At 60.7% G+C, this 15,800-nt stretch carries 17 protein-coding genes and 1 pseudogene; 9 read left to right on the top strand and 9 right to left on the bottom strand.

Annotated elements, in window-relative coordinates; genetic code table 11:
- Positions 1–140 precede the first annotated feature (140 nt).
- From IFT54_RS19435 to IFT54_RS19425, 3 genes are all read right to left on the bottom strand, one after another.
- Positions 141–551 carry a hypothetical protein gene (locus tag IFT54_RS19435; protein WP_192071860.1) on the bottom strand — a complete coding sequence of 137 codons (411 nt, stop codon included), beginning with the start codon at positions 549–551 and terminating at the stop codon, positions 141–143.
- 418 nt (positions 552–969) lie between these two features.
- Positions 970–1,857: a hypothetical protein gene (locus IFT54_RS19430; protein WP_192071859.1), complete on the bottom strand. Its 888-nt coding sequence runs from the start codon at positions 1,855–1,857 to the stop codon at positions 970–972.
- Between the two features lie 88 nt (positions 1,858–1,945).
- Positions 1,946–2,389, bottom strand: a complete 444-nt coding sequence (locus tag IFT54_RS19425; protein ID WP_192071858.1) for a hypothetical protein — start codon at positions 2,387–2,389, stop codon at positions 1,946–1,948.
- Between the two features lie 291 nt (positions 2,390–2,680).
- Between IFT54_RS19425 and IFT54_RS19420 the strand changes: the two genes are divergently transcribed.
- The 3 genes from IFT54_RS19420 (at position 2,681) to IFT54_RS19410 (ending at position 4,760) form a co-directional block, all read left to right on the top strand.
- The gene (locus IFT54_RS19420) at positions 2,681–3,730 is read left to right on the top strand and encodes a hypothetical protein (protein ID WP_192071857.1); all 1,050 of its coding nucleotides are present in this window, start codon (positions 2,681–2,683) and stop codon (positions 3,728–3,730) included.
- A 109-nt stretch (positions 3,731–3,839) separates the two neighbouring features.
- On the top strand, positions 3,840–4,265 hold the full coding sequence (locus IFT54_RS19415) for a lysozyme inhibitor LprI family protein (RefSeq protein WP_192071856.1): 426 nt from the start codon (positions 3,840–3,842) through the stop codon (positions 4,263–4,265).
- A 9-nt stretch (positions 4,266–4,274) separates the two neighbouring features.
- The gene (locus IFT54_RS19410; protein ID WP_192071855.1) at positions 4,275–4,760 is read left to right on the top strand and encodes a hypothetical protein; all 486 of its coding nucleotides are present in this window, start codon (positions 4,275–4,277) and stop codon (positions 4,758–4,760) included.
- Between the two features lie 29 nt (positions 4,761–4,789).
- Here the strand turns inward: IFT54_RS19410 and IFT54_RS19405 are convergent, their stop codons facing one another.
- Positions 4,790–5,398: a hypothetical protein gene (locus IFT54_RS19405; RefSeq protein ID WP_192071854.1), complete on the bottom strand. Its 609-nt coding sequence runs from the start codon at positions 5,396–5,398 to the stop codon at positions 4,790–4,792.
- 101 nt (positions 5,399–5,499) lie between these two features.
- Between IFT54_RS19405 and IFT54_RS19400 the strand changes: the two are divergent.
- A pseudogene (locus tag IFT54_RS19400) lies at positions 5,500–5,709 on the top strand (hypothetical protein); the annotation flags it as partial.
- A 169-nt stretch (positions 5,710–5,878) separates the two neighbouring features.
- Here the strand turns inward: IFT54_RS19400 and IFT54_RS19395 are convergent.
- Positions 5,879–6,469 (bottom strand): hypothetical protein, encoded by a 591-nt coding sequence (locus IFT54_RS19395; RefSeq protein WP_192071853.1) that lies wholly within the window; start codon positions 6,467–6,469, stop codon positions 5,879–5,881.
- 143 nt (positions 6,470–6,612) lie between these two features.
- On the bottom strand, positions 6,613–7,122 hold the full coding sequence (locus IFT54_RS19390; RefSeq protein WP_192071852.1) for a hypothetical protein: 510 nt from the start codon (positions 7,120–7,122) through the stop codon (positions 6,613–6,615).
- Between the two features lie 294 nt (positions 7,123–7,416).
- On the opposite strand from IFT54_RS19390, the gene IFT54_RS19385 reads away from it, so the two are divergent.
- Complete coding sequence (locus IFT54_RS19385; RefSeq protein WP_244649289.1) at positions 7,417–7,956, top strand: hypothetical protein; 540 nt, start codon at positions 7,417–7,419, stop codon at positions 7,954–7,956.
- Positions 7,957–8,256: 300 nt separating this feature from the next.
- Here the strand turns inward: IFT54_RS19385 and IFT54_RS19380 are convergent, their stop codons facing one another.
- The gene (locus IFT54_RS19380) at positions 8,257–8,577 is read right to left on the bottom strand and encodes an SMR family transporter (RefSeq protein ID WP_192071851.1); all 321 of its coding nucleotides are present in this window, start codon (positions 8,575–8,577) and stop codon (positions 8,257–8,259) included.
- A gap of 261 nt (positions 8,578–8,838) precedes the next feature.
- Between IFT54_RS19380 and IFT54_RS19375 the strand changes: the two genes are divergently transcribed.
- From IFT54_RS19375 to IFT54_RS19365, 3 genes are all read left to right on the top strand, one after another.
- Positions 8,839–9,840 carry a M48 family metalloprotease gene (locus IFT54_RS19375; RefSeq protein WP_192071850.1) on the top strand — a complete coding sequence of 334 codons (1,002 nt, stop codon included), beginning with the start codon at positions 8,839–8,841 and terminating at the stop codon, positions 9,838–9,840.
- Positions 9,841–9,920: 80 nt separating this feature from the next.
- Positions 9,921–10,532, top strand: coding sequence for a hypothetical protein (locus IFT54_RS19370; RefSeq protein WP_192071849.1), 612 nt, complete (start codon positions 9,921–9,923; stop codon positions 10,530–10,532).
- The gene (locus tag IFT54_RS19365) at positions 10,529–11,953 is read left to right on the top strand and encodes a hypothetical protein (RefSeq protein ID WP_192071878.1); all 1,425 of its coding nucleotides are present in this window, start codon (positions 10,529–10,531) and stop codon (positions 11,951–11,953) included. The genes IFT54_RS19370 and IFT54_RS19365 overlap by 4 nt, the downstream gene beginning before the upstream one ends.
- 333 nt (positions 11,954–12,286) lie before the next feature.
- Here the strand turns inward: IFT54_RS19365 and IFT54_RS19360 are convergent, their stop codons facing one another.
- A complete protein-coding gene (locus IFT54_RS19360) occupies positions 12,287–13,843 on the bottom strand; it encodes an MFS transporter (RefSeq protein WP_056418731.1) in 1,557 nt (518 codons plus the stop codon).
- Positions 13,844–14,098, bottom strand: a complete 255-nt coding sequence (locus tag IFT54_RS19355) for a hypothetical protein (RefSeq protein ID WP_192071848.1) — start codon at positions 14,096–14,098, stop codon at positions 13,844–13,846. It abuts the gene before it with no gap.
- Between the two features lie 1,305 nt (positions 14,099–15,403).
- Between IFT54_RS19355 and IFT54_RS19350 the strand changes: the two genes are divergently transcribed.
- Positions 15,404–15,800: recombinase family protein (locus tag IFT54_RS19350; RefSeq protein ID WP_192071847.1), on the top strand; the 397-nt coding region annotated here is incomplete at its 3' end.

Raw genomic sequence — 15,800 nt, 5'->3', positions numbered from 1 at the left:
GTTGCGGCGATCCTATCGATCGCCCGACAGCATACTTACCGCATGCGGTAAGCGTCATTGCCGATCAGATCGTCGGGGGTCGCGGACTAATCCTGCCTGGCCAGGTCCCTTGCGATCGGTTCTGTTCGCCAGGCGTCGCGTCATCGCGGCGCCCTGGTGCCTGAGCCCAATGTCATGCTCTTCATCAAAGCGACTGCGCTAGGATGACTGATCTGTTCGACACGCCCGAAGGTTTCCGTTGAACAATCGCTGGTCGCGAGCAGGTCACCACCATTCTGCACCTCGGCGAGCGATGGGATGTACCCGTCCAGCCTGTAGCTGATCGACCAGCTTGCTACCGAAGTGGCCGTTGGCGCGTCGAACGCATAGACCGATAGAAAGCTTGGCCGCTTCCCCGGTTCCGACACGACGAAGTAGTTCGTCCCGTCCGAAACCATCGACGCGCAGTACAAGGCCTGCACCTTGAACCCGGCGTTCCTAAAGGCTTTGACCGGGTTGAAGTTCAGTGGCTGCCCCTCCGGCGCGTACCATTCGAAAGTCATCTCCGGCACGGTCGCTTTCCGTGGAATTGTCACCGTACCGCCTGCCAGGGTTCCGACCTGCCGACCGTCTCTATCCGTATGAGAACGGGGATCCGTCCACCGGACTTGAGAGGCCTTAGCCCGAAGCATCGCGATGGTCGGAGAGCCGGTCGAGCGGGCCTCAGGGCTAAACGCAAGGATCGCTTCGGCAAGGGCGTCCATCGGCGTCGAGTGCGCGGTCGGGGCACGAATAGAGCCCTTCCTCTCGTCCCCGTGTCGCGAGTGTTCGAAGGCTGCTGTTGCAACCCCCATGGGTCCGATCAAAGCAATCGTCCCAACTACGCTACGGGATAGCCTACTCAATCTTTCTCCTCCTAGCATTTCTGATCAGGCAATGCGGTCAACCGTCCATCCGACCGGGCGAAAGGCGATGGAAACTGCAACGGCATCAACACCGCAATGCACCATGCAGCATATGGGGATTGGCGCAGCCGGACTGCGGCAGCGGCAAGGGCTGTCCCACCCTCCACAAGCCGAGTCGCCGTTGGATACCTGGCATCTCGGAGTCGATCACCGCCAGACGGTTTCCGTCGCCGTACGTCGTCGCGCTGCGGTAGCGCAGCACCTGCTTGTAGACGCCCGACGCGACGGACCGGTTGACGATGATCCAGAAACCGAACGGTGCGTCGCTGGTCGGTTCGGCCGAGATGACGAATCCTCTGAGCACGCCTTTGGCGATGTACCGTATTTCCTGATTGTTGTTCTTGCGTGTCACGTGCGCGTAAACCCGAGTAAACACATCCCGCCCGCGATCATATCCGAACAGCTGCGTTGCGACCCGTCGATCGCCGTTCATGGCCGAGAAACTGCCGATCTCGACGAGCAGCAGGGTCGTTGTGTCACTGGGATGTACGAGTGCAACGTTGCCGAGAACATGGGGTTCGGAAAACGCATCTTTCCCCTCCTCTGGCGTGAGGATATCGTCGGCGTCGGGGCGGCAAGATTGACCGTTGTTGTTGCTGATGCACAGCGAAACCGGTCCTGGTGCTTCTTCGCCCGACAAACCCTCGACATCCTCACCCTGGGTAGCGGTGAACCGCCAGGGTGATCGTGTCGCAAACGGTTTTGATAAGTCGATCGTCGATATGGCTCGCGCTGTTGCTGCCGAGCCTTCAGCTACAGGCGACACCAACGCGCCAAGGATCATCCCCAAGGCTGCAAAGCGCAACGTCATCGTTACAGTCACTTTGGTGAAGAGCGCCGTGGCGAGGTGCTCGGACGCAAACGTGTCGTAGTAGGTCGCGTCGCTGGGCGCAATGGCAGGAATGAGGCACACGTCGCACACGAAGTCGAGATGGGACCGTATCGGTTCCAGCTGGGATAAGCCTCGGCGTTCTTCAGGACGCAGGATCGGCCGGTCGTGTTCAGCATGCCACCCCCCAGATACCGCGCATGCTGGTGGCCACGCCGCCCCGATCGATCGTCAGGACGGCGCGTCTGCTGCTACTGTCCGACGCCAGGTTCGAGGTAGCTCTGCCGGACGATCGGATGCGCAGCCGATAGCCTGAACAGGAGACGTTGCCCCGCCCGGTCTCCAGATCCTCGGTGGCGACCGTGGTAAAGCGGCAGGAATGCAGCCCATACCGATCACGGAGGAGAAGTTCGGTGCCGACCAGTTGCAGATAGTCGTGCCTGCTGAAGGTGAACGTCGATGTGCACCCGGTCTCCTGCGTAGACCGTTCGTCCTGATCGCTCAGCGGGAGAAGGGGCGCAAGCGCCTGAGCACGGGGTTCTGCGTGGATGCGCACGGGCGTCCAGGCAGCCGCGGCAACGATGGCGGTAAACATCACAACGCGGAACAACGGCATCGTGTTTCTCCCCTGCTACGCCCAGCGCGTATAACTTGAGCGTTTTCGCGCAACGGGTGCAGTTGGTGAACCCTGTGATTGCAGTGGCGCTGAAATGTCACTTCATACGATGCCGCTTGCTGCCGAGCAGACATTAGTCGGCGCGGGTCGACCCCAACTTGCAGCCCACTCGACATGGCAATTGCGGTCGCCGTCGGCGTAGAGATGCCTTAACGCGGGGCTCGCCCCCTCCTGTGGATCCGTCTTCCAATGCATCGACTTCATGCTCTAGCCGCCGCGTTCTGCGTCCTGATGCTGCCAGCAAGCGCTTCGGCTGCGCCGGAAACGGTGTTTGAAGGCGTGGCCGGTACCGCGCGCATCGTCGTCGCGATGACGGAGGACAAGGGCGAAGTCGATGGTCACTATTTCTACCAGACGTCGCGGCTCGACATCGATCTTTCCGGCACTGCTACGGGCACAACGCTGACTCTGGACTCGCGAACGACCGGCGATCACCTGCTCTTGAAGCGAATTGGACCGAACCTTAACGGCACGCTGACGACTGCGAAGGCCAGACGCCTTGCCGTAAGCCTGCACCCAGCAGCCGTTCCAGCCGCGCTTCCGGCCGACCTGCCGACCGAACTCAGCGTTTATGAACGTTGGCGTCTTGCTGATCTTCACCTCACACCGCAGCAGGCCGAGACGATCAACGGCAAGACGATCCGGTGGTATCGGGAACCGCTTTCTGGCATCCGCTTATTCCGGATCGAAGGCGGCTATTCCACCGCGGCGATGGTCGCGGTAAACCATACTCTTGCCCGCAATCAATGGCAGAACGTCTCCACCTGGTTCGCGTGCACCGGATCGGACGGCCAGCCCGGCACCGATGTTGCGGAGGCGGACAAGCCCTGGCTCGGGGTCAATCATATGAGCTATGTCTGGACGGCAAGCTGGAGCTGCGCGGGTACCGCGCACCCGGATTTCGGCGCTGATGGCCATAGCTATGACATGGCTACTGGCAGGGAGTTGGTACTGGATACGGTGCTCCCCTTCGGACCGGAATCGGTTCCGGCCCAAGATAGCGACGCGTGGTACAAATATCGCAGCAACCGCTTCGCGCCCAGCGTTGTCGCGTTGCTGAAGCGCTTTCATCCCGAAGAGATGGAGCCGCCGAGCAAAGGAGACGACGACGCATGCGACTATTCTGATCCCGAAGTCTGGGATTTCCCGGCATGGGCGCTTTCCGAAAAGGGGTTGTGGCTCGGTGCATATTTTCCGAGAGCGCAGCGCCCGTGCGACGCGCCAGATTGGGCGGTCATCCCGTGGTCATCGCTGCGTCTCCCACGCGCTACTCTACCATAGGCCTACCCCAGTTGAGCGACGCAAAGCTCTGGGACCGGCGCGGGCGCGTTGCAAAGCCTGACCCCTTCGGGCAGCGGATCGGCGCTCAGATATCCGCGACTGGAGGCCTATGATGTTAGCGATCTTTGCTTTGGCGTTAGGCGCTGCAGCAGTGCCGGGTGCCGGCCGTTGCCCCGGGTCGTCCACGCGAGAAATCGATGCTTGCCTGGCAGGTCGTTTTGACGAGGCCGATGCCGAGCTGAACCGCTATTATCAGGCCGCGATCAAGCGCCTTCGGGAAGAGCGTGAATTCGCATCGGAGCAGATGCTTGTTCGCGCTGAGCGGTCATGGGTGGCCTACCGAACATCCGAATGCGGCGCCGTCTATGAAAACTGGATCGGTGGCAGCATTCGAGGGAGCATGGCACTGAATTGCCAGATACGGCTTACACGCATGCGGACATACACCATCTGGCTCCACTGGCTGACATACATTGACAGCACGCCGCCGATACTGCCGCGGCCTAACATCGAAAGTGTTCTCTCACCGGCTTAGGAGACTCGAATGCAGAGATTTCGTACCGCGCTCGCCCGGCGTACGACCGCCGCCATTCTCGCCGGCGCGTTGGCGCTTGGCCCTTTGCAGGCGCAGGAGCTGCCGACCGACCAACAACTGCAGACCGCGTTCGGCTCGGTGTACAATCACCTAGGCCTGATGGAACATTGCATGGGCAAGGGGTTCGCCACTGCCGTCGACGTCGCCAATACGCGCAAGTCGGTCGTCGCAACGATCGCAGGCATGACCGTGACCCCGAAGGCGTTTTCCCAGCAAGCCGTCGGTCGACGCGGCGACATTGTCGGGCCGCAGGTGATCGGCCTAATGGACTCGAGCAACCCCGCCCGCCCCGAAGAGGTTCGCGAAGGACAGACCATGTCACTGGCCGACAATGCCCGCGCGCAGAAGTCGTCCGAACGCACGCTCTGCAGGCAGATGGCGGAACAGGCTTCGGCCGTGATGGAGGCGGCATCGGGCGCGGCGTCCGATCAATAACGCCAAGGGCGCGCGCCAATGTCCCGCGATCAACTGGGGCCGCCGTCCAAATCACCGACGCATTGCACGTCGGGCTCCGCTTTCGCCATGCGTCGCAACTCCCCGGTCCGCGCGACGATGCCCGGGAAGATCGCGTCGGGGGTGGCCGTGTAGGTCCGAAGAAGTTGCAAGGCCCAGGCATAATGCCGCGCGCCGACTTCGCAGCTGTTGCTGCCGCCATCGCCCTCGCCCCATATTTTGCGCCATCCGGCTTGGCCGTCGCGCTTTAGGATGGCCTGGAAGGTGCCGACCGGGCCTTCGGCGCGAACATATGCAACCGCACCCGGGTCCGCCCAAAGGACCCGAAACGCACGGAAGGTGAAACGCGATTGCGCGCTATCGTCGCCCCCATGGAGCGTCTTGACGATCGCGGTGCGTTCCGAGCTTCTTGGAGCGGGCGTGTGGACAGCGGGCGACGCGGCCAGCGCCGCTGGCGCCAATGCGAGCAGCGTCGCGGCGCCTGCTGAAGAGTAACGGGTCATAGCAACCCAACAATGCGATAGATTAGCTGATCGCGCCAGCCAGCCGCCCGTCGATACGGAGGTCCCTTTCTCGAAAACGATCGGAAAACACGGCGTAATCGCGGAATAGCGATTCACCTGGAATTTGATCGGCAGTGCAAGAAGCTGCGTATTTCGGGTGGTGGCTGTTCCCCGATAAGATGGCGAAACGGGCTCACGACCAGACGCCGGGCCCAAACATCGAACCGAGAACAGCCGCGGCGCAATATATCGGTCTGGACGTTTCACTGAAAGACACATTCATCTCGGTCCGCGAGGACGGGCGGCGGATCTGGCGCGGCAAATGCCCGTCTGATCCTCGGACGCTGACGGAAGTGATCCGCAAGCGCGCACCGGACGTGAGCCGGGTCGTGTTCGAGACTGGCCCCTTGTCGACGTGGTACTACCATCAAGCGTGCCGCCATCGCGGTTGCGCGCAAGCTTTCCGTCATCATGCACGCATGCTGAAATTCGGCGAACGCTTCGAGCGCCCCACGGTCACCGCAGCTTAACCGTGCCCGCACAGGAAATGCCCAACACGCTAACGCTATAACGTCGCTTCTAGCCGACGCGCCCAAATCAATGAACGGGACGCCACATGGAGAATGCAGTAATATGGCCGGGACGGTCGCGGAAGACGCGGGGCGGGCCGTCGCGGACAAGCGCCTCGGCATTGGGGTCGTTGCTCGGATTGAACGTCCATGATTCCGTGCGCTCGTTGTCGAAGACGAAGCCGGCCCGATCGTCGAGGCGGAAGGTGATATAGTCGGTCCAGTGCTGACCACAGGCGACGCCGTTCTGGACGGTAAAGTAGCGCCCTTTGGTTGCGATCGGCGCGTCGCCGTCGAGGAACGGATCGCACTGTCCACCCTCGTCCGCCTTGAGCACGACTTGATCGTTACGGCCGACCGGAAAAAACCGACCGCTCCTGCGCTCGAAGATCATAAGGGGCCGAGCCGGAGCATCACCCGATTTCGCGAGCGCCTCCTTATCTTTGCGACCGATTGCGACGATCTCGAAACTGCGGATTGGCTCTCCTGCTGAAACACGCGCGCTGGCGAGTACCTCGTAGCCCAACGGGAGCTGGGCTTCCATCCCCGCCGGAAGCCTCGACGCGGCGATTGCGCCTGCCGCCGACATTACGACGAGGATTGCTATCGTGTTCCGCATCGGCGTCGAACCTCTTTGGTATATGTTACGGCCATCGCAGAAGCGATCGAGTTTTGGAAAAGCTTCTCATGCTTGTTGGCAGCACCCGGCACGTGACCGCTCGCCCCTTATGGTATCACCGATTTTTTTGTCCGGGTCGCTGATCAGGGTCCGATGATCCGGGATCGGATCAGCGGCAACAAGCGATCGATTGCCTGTCTGGCGGATACGGGGTCCTGTGCAAGCGAGCGAACGGTCAACAGATCGCCATCGCGGATGATGATCGCCGTGGCCCCCGCACGGTCGCCCAGCGGATACCCGCTTACCCAACCCACAGCCGGCGCCACCTCCAGTGCCGTGACGGTGCATCGAGGGCTGCGTGCGCGACAGATCTGTTGCAGATCGGCGATGCTTGTCGTGCCCGACCGAACCCGTTGCTCCGTTCCATCCGCCTGACGACCAATCAGAACGTCAACGACCGGTGCGCCCGCACAATTCGTGCAGAACAAGGTGGCCCGCTGCGGTTCCTCTTTTGCCTCGAAGCCGGAGCCCAACGCCGTGGCAGCCGCCCGACTGAAGCCCGTCAGATCTCTGGTCGCAAGTCCCTGCGCAGCCGCACCGGCCGCTAAGGCGATCATGCCGGCAATGACGACTGTGCCAAGTCGATGACGCATATTCTTGCTTTCCCCGCGCTCGCTCACGCATGCTCGAACGCAATCAGATTAGGTCTGAAGGCCTTGTGGTACCACCCCGGAGTTGCCCTAAAACAGTGGCGAACTACGCGTGGCAGCCTGGCACCGTGCAGGAGAAACGCCTTCGACAATAACCTGCCGGCAAGATCCGCTCCGGGTCGGCAACGGTCTCGTTGGCTTCCCGAAAACAAACGACAATTGAGATGGGGAAAGCGTTCTCGGAATCGATCGTTTGCAGAATTGTGTCCGGATAATGCATAGGGATCTACACGCTGTGTGGTCTACCCCTTCAAATACATCGCCGAAACCTGGACGTCAGAGTCAGACCGGTTCATCGCCAACGCGATGTACCAGATGCTTGGGATAGACACCTGGACAGGAACGGGGGGACTGATGATTGGAAAGCCTTGCATCGCAATGGTTATGCTTGCGGCATCATCCACTGGCAGCGCTCTAGAAGCGGGGGTCATGCCTGTGCCCACTTCGGTCAACGCACTCGGGGGGTGTTGGGAGGGGCAGGGTACGGTGATGGGCAAAGCCGTCGCTATTGCGGTTAACGCCTATCCGATCGTCCAGGATGCGATGCTGGCTGTCGAAGCCGCAAGCAGCGCGCTCGCCGATCCGCAGGACCAGTACGCGGCGCACCTGGTTTTTGGCGGAACCGGTAGGCCGTCCAAAACCGGAGCTGGCCCTATCGTCGGATATTGGGCGGACAGTTTTGGCGGGGCGTCCGCGGTAGCGGGGCGCGGCGAAAGCAAGGCAGACGGGTTCGATATTACTTACCAATATCCGGACAAGGCCTACGTGAACCGCTGACGCATATTAGGCGACCACCTCACTTGGCAGATTGTCACGCGGGACCGCAAATCTGTTGAGAAGCCTTTCGCCAGTTATACGCTTTCCAAGACGGCCTGCCGACCGCTCGCAGGGGGGTAGCTGGCAAGGCGTGTAAGCCTTATACTATTGTCTGGAAGACTTATGCATCGTCCAAACCGATCGTACCCCTCCCGACCATTCTTCATAACGATCGATTCCGAGAACGCTGATGCCGTCTCGACTGCCGTTCCTTTTTGGGAAAATCGGCTAGACGCTAGCTCTCCTTGCGGACGTTCAAGATCAAGCAGTCGTGGACAACTTCATTAAGACGAGGCCGCTGACAATGAGCCCGGCGGCTAGAAGGCGCATCGCGGTCATAGCCTCGCCAAAGATCATGATGCCGACGACGAACGCGTCAACCGCCCCGATGCCGGTCCAAATTGTATAAGCTGTTCCCAGCGGCAGAACCCGCATCGCTGACGCAAAAAGGCCAAAGCTGACCAACATGCCCACCCCAGTAATGATGCTTGGCCAGAACCGTGTGAACCCATGAGATTGCTTCATGGCCGAAGCCCAGACAATCTCGAACAAACCGGCAAAAACGAGTGCAATCCACGCCACAGCAGTCTCCATCGGAGCTGCCGGGCCGTCCCGGACTTCTATCCCCGTATTGGGGTGGGAACGTTGTCACCGCATACCTAAATAATTGTGGCATAACGATATTTCAACGGCGGCTAACAGGCACGACGGAGAGTAGCGACATTGTTAGTTTCGTTAATCGACAGGAATGGGGCCGAGCGGGATCAGCGCAGAGTGGTATCGATGCTTATCCGGAACAACGGTGCAAGGGCTGCTTTATACCGTCGTCACCGGGAGAGCTTCATGATCCGCCGTCACATTGCCGTACTGTTAGCCGGCGCATTCCTGCTCGCACCCGTTGCCCCTCTCACCGCCCAGAACACGGTCCGCTCGATCTCGGCGACCGACAAGGCGCAGGGCACTCAGGTTCATCCGCAACTGCTCGCGCAGTTCGGTGGTGCGTATAAGGGGCCGCAGGCCACATTCGTCGAACGCGTCGGCAAGCGCGTGGCGGTCCAGTCCGGCCTGTCGAATGCGGGCAGCGATTTTACCGTTACCCTGCTAGACTCCCCGGTCGAGAACGCCTTCGCCATCCCGGGCGGGTACATCTACGTCACCCGTCAGCTGCTCGCACTGATGACCTCGGAGGCGGAACTCGCCTCCGTGATGGGCCATGAGGTAGGCCATGTCGCCGCCCGCCACGCCGCCTCACGCAACACGCGTGCGACGATCGGCGGTCTGCTCGCTCGTGGCGTCAGCCTCGCTACGAAAAGCGATCTGGCGACCCGCATCGCCGGCACGGGCGCGCAGCTGTACACGCTGAAATACGGACGTGATCAGGAATATCAGGCCGACGCGCTCGGCGTCCGCTACATCACCGCAGCGGGCTACTCGCCCTACGCCTCGGCCGGCATCCTGGCGGCCCTCAATGAATCGACCGGGCTGACGGCCCAGGCCAGCGGCACCACACGGTCTGCGCCGACATGGGCATCGACGCATCCAAATGGCGCCGATCGTGTGCAGCGCGCGGCGGCACTGGCGAAGGCCACCGGCAAGGCGGAGCTTGCAACCACCCAGGATACGGCGTTCCTCCGCATGCTCGATGGCCTGCCTTATGCCGACGGCAAGGAGGGTCGCAAGGTCATCCGGATCGTCACTGTTGGCGCAAGGGACACGATCGATACGTTGAGCCAGCGCATGGCAGTAGCCGACAGCAAGCGCGAACGCTTTATTGTCATCAATGGCCTTCCGGCTGACGAACCACTGAAGCCCGGGACGCTCGTCAAGCTGGTGGTCGCGGCATAGTATCGCTGCCGTAGGAAGCCGACCGGCCCTGATGCGGCGATGTCACTGGCAAATTCTGGCTGCAACCCTAACGTCCGTCGATGTTCATTCTCTACGCCCTGATGCTCGCCGCAGTGCTCCAGCAGACCGCCGCGGGGACCGACCCTGCAGATGTCTCTGAGATCGATGCCATTAGCTGCCGCCTGGACGTCCCTGGTTACATGCGCTTCGCCATGGCGATCGATGGCGAGGAGCAGCTTGCGCGGACGCGGGGATGGAAGAAGATCGCCTCGCCCAATTCGTTCATGGCCGAATATAACCTGCCGAAGCCAATTACCGTCGCGGGGTCATACAGCACGCGCCGGATCGGCTTTACCGGCGACGCCATCCTCGCGGTGCTCGACGTCGCGGACCCCGCCATCGTGGCGCGCGCCGAGAAGATCGACAACAGCATGTCGGCCCAGCCGATGATCGACGCGATGGTGGCCTCTAGTAAGGTGACCCGCGCCCAGGCGGAAGCCGAGTTCCCGTTTCGCAAGTTCCTGGGCGAGCGGATCATGACCGACGTCACCGAACCCGCGGGCAAGGACGGCTATGGCAGCCACATGGTGGTCGCCCGAACGATCTCCAACGTCACCACGCACCCCGGCAAGACACTCTATGGCTGCGCATATCGGTTCGATATGCTGGACAAGGATGGGACATCGCTGTGAGACGGAATTGGCACCGCGCGATCATCGTCTCACTGGCACCGGTCGCGCCGCTGCCGGCGGTTGCGCAACCCTCCGGCATGGACAGCTTCATCGGTACGCTGTCGATCGAGCGAGGCGAGGTCATCCTTACGCGGTGCGATCTGGCGGCGTCGCGCTACCTGCTGCGCGATGTGCCGGAAGCTCAGGCGGTCGCCCGCTATCGCAAGGATGGCCGGCGCGCGTCTGCCGACGTGATGGGCAGCTATAGCGAGGAGGGTGATCGTAACGTCCTGACCGTTGCCGAGTTTCTCGACTATCAACCGGGCAAGTCGTGTCACCTGAGCGACGCACTGGATGCGCTCGCCCCTGCCGACGCCACCTCGACGCAGGGCACGCCTGCCGGCGCGCGTGCCGGCGGCGGCCACGCTACACCTGCCGCGCTCGTTGGCCATTATTACCTCATGGGTGTGATGGAGACTGGATCCGAGCTGTTGCTGCGGCCAGACGGCCAGTTCGACTGGACGTTGAGTTACGGTGCGCTGGACCAGGAGGCGCAGGGCATGTGGCACGTCGAGCGCGACGAGGTCGTGCTCGTGGCGTCCGCACCAAGCGCGCAGAAGCCGCTCTTCTCCTATTTGTCCACCGCGCCGTGGGATGGGGAGACCGAAGACGAACGTCGGCGGCACCAGCGCAACGAGATCGAGGCCACGATCCGCACCCGGTGCCCGATCTTCCCCGAACCATTTGTCTCCGCGGCGCCTCTGACGACCGCCGACAATGCCCCCCTGCCGTCCGCGACGATCCTTCAACAACGCGCCGCCACGGCATTGCGCGCTGCGAACGCTGCCAGGACGAATGCGGAGCTCTTGGCTGCTCGACTGATGTTAGATGCTCCGCCGACCAGCGCAAAGCCAGCTGCCCGGCAGGTGCGACAGGCATTGTCCGATTGGCAGGATGCGCGCGCGCTGGCAATCGAGGCCGTACGTGCGGCGGGCTTGCCGGAACCTACGCTAGCCGATCCGACGCTGCCCGCGGCGTGCACCATGCCGCCAGCCGACGCGGCCGAAAGCGGTACCGCGCGAGCCTCCCCGGGCGTAGCGATCAGGATTTTCGATCCCGCGTCGGACCAGCCCGCACGCAACCTCCCCATCACGCTGCATTTTGCGAATGGCACTAAGAAGAAGCTGGTCACCGGCAGGAGCGGCTTCGCGTTCGCCCCGCGCGGCGCAACGACGAAGGCCGTCAGCGTTACCGTTCACACCGAGGTGCCGATCGCAGGTGACATGACGATCACCTTCGCACCGCTGCAACACGGGATCGTCCGGATCGGCTTCGATCGGCAGCGACTGATGGCGCGCCCGTTCGACACGTTGCGCCTGCGCATCGCGGGCACCGCGCTGGTTATTGAGGGCGCCAAGGGACGGTACGAGCGGCAGCCGTAGAGCAAGATGGGGTGGATTGACCCGCGCCTAGCTCGGTTCGTGCTGAGCCTGCCGAAGATAGCGGACAACGCTTTTAACGCCTCGCAATGTGCAAAGCGGCAGGACCTCCACTCCATCTCCAACCTGAATGACCGACGATTTGAACGGGGTTATGTCGTCTACTCGGATTGGCTATCGGGCTCGGTACATAGGACGGACCCAGATATACTCTAAGCGCCGACCGGTCTGCGCAGGTGGCGCAAAACACCTGTTTGTTGTACAGTCGTGATTGCGACTGGTTTTTCACACATCTGACCGCTGAGGACACTCTGCAGGCCTATATCGAGCCGAAAGCTAAGCCGTTGCTTCCAGCTCGCGTAAGCTGCGGCCCCGCGTCTCTCTTCCTGCGCGCCCGATCAGTACCGCTGACAGCGTCATTGGTACAATCAGCGCGATTGCCGCGCCCCCCATCGTCGGGATCAGCCCAGCGAAGGCGCCCAGCTGGACAGCAACGCCACCAAATTTGCTACTCCCCGCGATAAGCCCTGTGGCACGTCCACGGACGCGTAATGCGTAGTTTTCGGCTGCATAGGGAAGTAGCACGGCGATCAATCCGTTTGTGCCAACCACCAGCAACGCGATCACAGCAATGAGCAGTGGCGGCCAAGCCAGCGTAGGCGCCGGCAGGAGGGCTCCGGTAAGCCCGGCGAGTGTGAGAAGTACAGTGCCGATCAGGGTGCGCTTGCTGCTCCACCGGCTGTAAAGGAAGGCCGCGATCATGATCGTGGGCAGGGCAACGAGTGCTGAGCTGGCGATGATGCCGCTCGCAATCTCGGCACTGAAACCTCGATCCTGCAGATCGGAAGGCAGCCATAGCAGCAAACCGAAGTTGACGAAGCTCCACGACAGGGCGGTTATGACCAAGGCAATGGTCAACTCGCGTTGGTGCGCCGCAACACTATCAGCATCCGCTGGAGGAGCTTGAGGCGCACGCCTGACAATACCGAACTTCCGGGCCATATCCGCCAGCTCAGTATCCATGCCCCGTTCCAACAGGAAACGCGGGGACTCAGGTATCCACCTTGCCATCGCAAGCAGCAGCAAACCGGTTGGAAAGCCCTGCAGCCACAAGCTACGCCAGCCGAACAACGGCTCGAACAGATGAGCGGCGCCACTAGCCGCGAGGTAGCCGCCAACCAGCCCCGTACCGCCAACCAGCACAAGTACCCAGCTTCTGTGCCGCGGAGGCATGATCTCTGCCAACAGCGTGTAGACGACGGGCAGCATGCCGCCGGCCGAGCACCCCATCAGAAAACACATGACCAGGTTCCAGCTGTAGGAAGGCATAGCTCCGCAGATAGAGGTCGAGACGAACAGGATCGTCGACAACAGGATCGACACACGCCGACCGTAGATATCCGCAAGCCACCCCCACAGAAACGAGCCAACTGTGGTCCCTGTAAGGGCAACGAACGGAAGCAGGGCAACGGTCGATTTGGCGAGCCCATACTCGCCACGCATGCCGGGGAGCACGAAGCCAAGCGTTGCTGGCTTCATAGTGTCGATGATGAGCCCAAGGGTAAGCACCAGCAGAACGGCAGCATGCGAGCGCGTCAGAGGGGTATCATCGGGCGCTTCATATGCGATGCCAACGCCTGCCCTGTGATCAGGCCGTTTCTTGGGTAAAGCGCCAAATATAGCTGCCGGCACGCCGATGCCGATCAGCGCCATGCCCAGGTACATCCATCCGTCCATGGGCATACCCGACAGGTGATTGCCCATCCTATGGGCCATCGCGAGCATCGGTAAGTGAAGGGCAACTCCAACGCTGATCGCCGCACAGCCTGCCCAGAAGAGCGGCCAGCGCTCGCCGACCACCGAGTTTCCGCGGCTGCTACTGCCATTCGCCATTCATTTCCCCCCACCAGCAGTAGCGACATACGCTGCACGGCTTGCCTGCCGCAAGCAGAGCATCTGCCGGCGGGCACGTTGCGGCTCATGGCTTGCCGATTGGCTTTCAGCCTTGCGGCTCGCCAAACTGAGCGTCCAGAAGTGGGCGTTTTCGACCGATTCCTCTTCCCGATCGGCGTGATGTTTTGGAATGAGAAGTGCGGCAGATTGAGCGCAGACTACGGTCGTTATCAAATAGTGAAACCGCTTGATCACCGCGAACCGTGTCCTATCTAGAAAGCGCGGGCCGGGCCCCTCTGACAATTTCCCTCGGGTGATTGTGATGTCGGACCGCATCGGGTTATCTCGATATAGGCCTGGCCGCTTTGCCTCCTGTCGTCGTTGATGATCCCAGCTTTCGATCACCGATTGAAAAGAGGCTCTGAGCATGGAAACGAACAGACCGGCACAGCTCCATCAGAAGTTGGACGAGCACGCGCGTATCGCGATGGCGCGCCGAACCCCGGCTTCTCCAATTGCGCTGCAATTGTAGCGCTTTGAGTTGGGCCTGAAAGGTCGCTTGTGCGCGCCACCCGCGAGATACCTGCCCTCCTGACCGCTAATTCCGCCCCACGTCATCACGTTTGTTAGAGGTCCCCATGCCTGAGCTGCTTTCCTTGTTATTCCTCGGTACGCCTGTCTGGATGTGGCTGGCATTTCTCGGCATCGTCGCAACGTTGCTGAGATTGCCAGTATTGCGGTGTTAATTATCAGAACGGTGTAGAGGATTGGGATCTGTTGCAGCAGAATATAAAACTGCTCCACCCGCAAGTCGGCCTGTAGTGCAGCAGGTACGTGGCGCGTTAGTCTCACCAGTTTTACCCCGTTAAATACGAGCACCGCGACTCATCTGATTTTAAGATATTTGCGTCTTTAAGCCTGCGAAGGTGGCGCAACCCATGTGCCAGCTACGCCATATAATGGCGTTTAGGACTACCGAGCCTACCCTCCTCGCCAAGTCTCTGACGTATCATCCTCTTCCACCACTTTGTTAATGAGAGACTTGGAGCCGGCATTTCCAACTAGTCGACTCATCTCGATTGCTACCTCCGGCGTCATAAATACAACAGTGCCATCCGGTGCTTCTATAAAGACATGGCCATCGTTTACCCAGACTTTGCGGGAGGGACCATAAGGTACTGGTGGTGCCATTAAACATTCCGGTCAGATAGGCGTTGACAGATATGCACAATCATACCCTCTGGAGTACGCCAATGCCTTGATCTATGCTGTATTCAGCGGCGCGTCAGGCACGTCAAACATGCCCGTGCTGCCTTTCAATTTTTGAGACAAATATTGAAGCCTGTGGTCGCTGCAGACAAGGGGCATTGCCCCACCCTGACCGAAATCGGTTATTTTATGAGTTATCACACACGCTACGCATTCAAGGTGGGTGGGGGGCAGCTGGTGGGGGGCGACGCATTATCCCCAGCGTTGCGTTGGAGCTATAGCCGCCTCTGAACACCGCCCAATTCAAATATCTCGCTGATATGGTAGATACGGCTTATCGGAGGTTTAGCCGTGATCCAGTCAGATACATCTGTAGCAAAGAGATACGCTTATTCGTATGTTCGCTTCAGCAGCCCCGAGCAGATGAGCGGCGATAGCATCAGGCGCCAGACGGCGCTGGCTGCTTCTTATGCAGATGAGTTCTCCCTCATTCTCGACGATCGCCTTACATACAGAGACTATGGTATATCCGGTTTCCGGGGTCAGAACTCTGCGTCAGGGCGCCTTGGAGATTTTCTTGCGGCAGTTTCTGTAGGGATCGTACCACAAGGCAGCCTTTTGCTCGTCGAGAATCTTGACCGACTGAGTCGAGAAAGCGCTTTGAATGCTCAGAGTTTGCTGACACAAATCGTTCTTGCTGGGATAACGATTGTCACACTATCCGATCGGCGAACTTACTCGATCGATG

Origin of the sequence: Sphingomonas sp. CFBP 13714 (assembly GCF_014842205.1) — a bacterium.
GTDB classification, from domain to species: Bacteria; Pseudomonadota; Alphaproteobacteria; order Sphingomonadales; family Sphingomonadaceae; genus Sphingomonas; species Sphingomonas aerolata.
This window is presented reverse-complemented; position numbering and strand designations above follow the sequence as displayed.